Annotated in this window: 4 protein-coding genes; 3 read left to right on the top strand and 1 reads right to left on the bottom strand. The window is 67.9% G+C overall.

Features of this window, described 5'->3' with window-relative positions:
- Positions 1-4 precede the first annotated feature (4 nt).
- Positions 5-757: a peptide-methionine (S)-S-oxide reductase MsrA gene (msrA, locus tag LzC2_RS20790; protein ID WP_171189943.1), complete on the top strand. Its 753-nt coding sequence runs from the start codon at positions 5-7 to the stop codon at positions 755-757.
- A gap of 24 nt (positions 758-781) precedes the next feature.
- Positions 782-1,129 (top strand): hypothetical protein, encoded by a 348-nt coding sequence (locus LzC2_RS20785; protein ID WP_171189942.1) that lies wholly within the window; start codon positions 782-784, stop codon positions 1,127-1,129.
- A gap of 9 nt (positions 1,130-1,138) precedes the next feature.
- Here the strand turns inward: LzC2_RS20785 and LzC2_RS20780 are convergent, their stop codons facing one another.
- Entirely contained in the window at positions 1,139-1,741 is a 603-nt protein-coding gene (locus LzC2_RS20780; protein WP_171189941.1) for a hypothetical protein, read from the bottom strand.
- A gap of 218 nt (positions 1,742-1,959) precedes the next feature.
- Here LzC2_RS20780 and argH point away from each other — a divergent pair, with 218 nt between their 5' ends.
- Entirely contained in the window at positions 1,960-3,414 is a 1,455-nt protein-coding gene (gene argH, locus LzC2_RS20775; protein ID WP_171189940.1) for an argininosuccinate lyase, read from the top strand.
- Positions 3,415-3,586: the final 172 nt, after the last annotated feature.

The following is a 3,586-nucleotide window of genomic DNA, read 5'->3' as shown; positions in this document are numbered from 1 at the left end:
CCCCGTGTCCTCCTCCACCGCTTCCCCCGCCCGCCGCGTTCCGCACGCCTCCGTTGCGCTGCTCGCCGCCGCCGCCTTCGGCTGTGCGGCCGTGGGCTGGGCGATTGAGCCCGCCCCGCTGCCGCCGAGCGCCGGCGCCGCGGCGCCGACCGCGGAGGAGATCAAGGCGAACAGGTGGGAGACCGCCATCTTCGCGGGCGGCTGCTTCTGGTGCATGGAGAAGCCGTTCGACAGTCTCGATGGCGTGATCTCCACCACCAGCGGCTATACCGCCGGCGACGTCGAAGACCCCACCTATTATCAGGTCTCCGCCGGCCGCACCGGCCACACGGAGGCGTTGAAGATCGTCTACGACCCGAAGAAGCTGAAATACGACACGCTGCTGCGCATGTTCTGGCTGAACATCGACCCGTTCCAGAAGAACGGCCAGTTCGTCGACCGGGGCACGCAGTATCGCACCGCGATCTGCTACAACTCGCCGGAACAGAAGCAGGCCGCGGAGGCTTCCTCCAAGGCGGTTCAGAAGCGATTCGACCGGCACGTTTTCACGGAGATCCTTCCCGCCTCCGCCTTCTACGAGGCCGAGGACTATCACCAGGACTTCTACATCAAAAGCCCGGGTCGATATAACTCCTACGCCGCGAACTGCGGCCGCATCCCGCGGCTCAACGAGATCTGGGGCGCGGAAGCCGGCGGAGCGTTGCTCCTCAAAGAGCACGGCAAGAAAGCCGCCGCGGAGAAGCAGACCGCCGAGTAATCACTCCCTCCGTCGAGACGACCTATGGCCCTTTCCGCCCGCCGCTCGCGACCAATCCGTGTCTGCGAGCGGGATTATCGCTGGGCCGTGCGGCACCAGTCATTTCAGCCGGATGCGTCGATCGTCATTCAGGACGCCGGCGGACGTGGCCGCAAACTACTGGCCCGCCTGCCGTTCACGGACTGGGTCGATCAGATGCACGACACTGAGCATGCGGCGAGGCAGCTCGCGGCTATCACCCCCGCAGTCGTGCGGGCGTTGATCGAATCCGCTCTCTCGGCGGGATGGGAACCGGACGCGGAGGGGCCGGCGTGGCGAATGCCCGACGAAGACGCAATCGCCGCGGTGCAGGTGTTTCTCGTCGCTACTTGAATCTGACGTTCACCGCCGTGGGAGGAACACCCGCGGGGTTTGATAGCGGTTCACGAACGTCGGCACGACGCCCTGCACACGGTCGAAGGCGTACGGCGGGGGGCCGAACGTCGGCGGGCCGCTGAAACCGTCCGGCAGCACGAGGCCCGGAAACCCGCGCGCCGGCGACTGCCCGTAGAACGGCGCCCCGCCCGCGGGGAACGCCGGTTGCGGAGCGACGACCGGCGCCGGCGGGGGATATTCGCCGGTCAAGAACTTCATCGCCGCGGCGTGACGGTAGCCCGGGTTCGCCCGCTGCTCCGCGAGGTTGAACGGCACGGCGTAGTACGCCGCCCGGTAGGCGTCTCGGGTGATGCGCGGGGAAATTCGCGTGCCGATCGGCGTCTGCCGCACGGAGGGTTCGGGGGCTTCGCTGGGCGCTTCCAGCGCGGCGTCCGGGACCGGCTTTTCCTGCGTCGCCATGCGTCGCGCGACCCGTGGGGTGATCGTCCCGGGGGCGTCGGCCGGCTGGTTCAGATCGTCCGCGGCGGCGCCCGGCGTCGGGGCGATCACCACGAGCAACCCCGCTCCCAGCAGGCTCGGGACGAGACGGCGGATGAGGTGGGGCGACATGACGAAGGGGTCGGCGGGCGAACGAATTGTTGACGGAACCGGTCCAAACTACGCAGCCGGCGCCCCCGTTCGGCAGGGGCGACGCCCTCCGCGCGGTTGTCGGCGGCCGTCCCCGGACGCACACTCCCGCCCGACCGCTTCGACCCGCGCGACCGGCCCGCCGTTTCGCCGTCGAACGCCGGTTTCGCCCCGCATCCCCGTCATCGCTAGTCATCGCCGTGCCTGATCCCGCCTCCTCTGCCGCTCCGAACCCGGTCCGGGGGGACAAGCCCCCCGGCTCGCCGGGCAAGGCGTGGGGGGGTCGCTTCGAAGGCGGCACGGACCCGCGGGTGGAGGCGTTCACGGAAAGCATCTCCTTCGACGCCCGCCTCGCCCCGCACGACGTAACCGGCTCCAAGGCCCACGCCACGATGCTCGCGGAGGTCGGACTGCTGACGGACGACGAGCGCGACGCGATCCACGACGGGTTGGACGCGATCCTCGCGGAGATCCGCGCCGGCAAGTTCCCGTTCCGCACGGAACTGGAGGACGTGCACATGCATATCGAGTCGGCCCTCACCGAACGCATCGGCGACGCCGGCCGCAAGCTGCACACCGCCCGCAGTCGGAACGATCAGGTCTCCACGGACCTCAAACTGTTCGTCCGGGAGTCCTGCGAGACGGTCGACGGATTATTACAGGACCTGCAACGCGCCTTCGTCGGCCGTTGCGAGGGCGATCTGGACGTGGTCATCCCCGGCTTCACGCACCTGCAACGGGCGATGCCGGTGAGCGCCTCGCATAGTTGGCTCTGCTGGGTCGAGAAGCTGGACCGCGACCGCGGCCGGCTCCGCGATTGCCGGGCCAGGTTGAACGAATGCCCGCTGGGCGCCGCGGCTCTGGCCGGCACGACGCTGCCGATCGACCGCGATCGCACTGCTGCACTAATGCACTTCGATCGCCCGGCGGCGAACAGTCTGGACGTCTCCAGCGACCGGGATTTTCTGGCCGAGTATCTGTTCGCCCTCTCGCTGACCGCCACGCACCTTTCGCAGTGGGCGGAGGAATGGGTCGTCTGGTTCAGCACGGAATTCGGCATTCTCAGCCTGCCGGATGCTTATACGACCGGGTCGAGCATTATGCCGCAAAAGCGAAACCCGGACGTGCCGGAGTTGATCCGCGGGAAAAGCGCCCGGGTCGTCGGCGCGTTGATGCAGGTGATGGTGCTGCTGAAAGGCTTGCCGACGGCTTATAACCGAGACCTGCAGGAAGACAAGTCGCCGCTGTTCGACGCCCACGACACCGTCGTCGCCTGCCTCGAATTAATGCCGCAGATCGTGGCCGGGGCGACGTTGAACCGCGAGCGGATCGCCGCCCGGTTGGAGGACGGGTTCCTCGATGCGACGGCCCTCATGGAATATGCGATCCGTTCCGGCGTCCCCATGCGGACCGCCCACGGCGTCATCGGCAAGCTGGTCGCCCTGTGCGAACAAAGCAGCCGACGTTTAGCCGACCTGACCGATGCGGAGTTCGCCGAGGCCGACGAACGCCTCGTAAAAGGCGGCTCCGAGGGTTTGCGGGGCGTGCTCGGAGCGGCCAACGCCGCCGCGGCCCTCAAAAGCTACGGCGGCGGCGGCCGCGAGCAGGTCGCCGCCCAGATCGCCCGTTGGCAGAAGCGGCTGGAGAGTAAATAACCCTCGGAACAAAATCGTTCGTCCTCCCCTCTCCCTCAGGGAGAGGGGCCGGGGGTGAGGGTGAACGAGTCCTCACACGCTCCCGGCCAGAGCGTTTCCGAGCGACACAGCGTCCCGGACGCTTGAAGCGTCCGGGACGCTCGATGCAGCGGGGATTCTTAGGGCAATCGGT

It is taken from the genome of Alienimonas chondri, assembly GCF_013036045.1.
Classification (GTDB): domain Bacteria; phylum Planctomycetota; class Planctomycetia; order Planctomycetales; family Planctomycetaceae; genus Alienimonas; species Alienimonas chondri.
The sequence above is the reverse complement of the archived record's forward strand: the minus strand, read 5'-3'. Positions and strand labels throughout refer to the sequence as shown.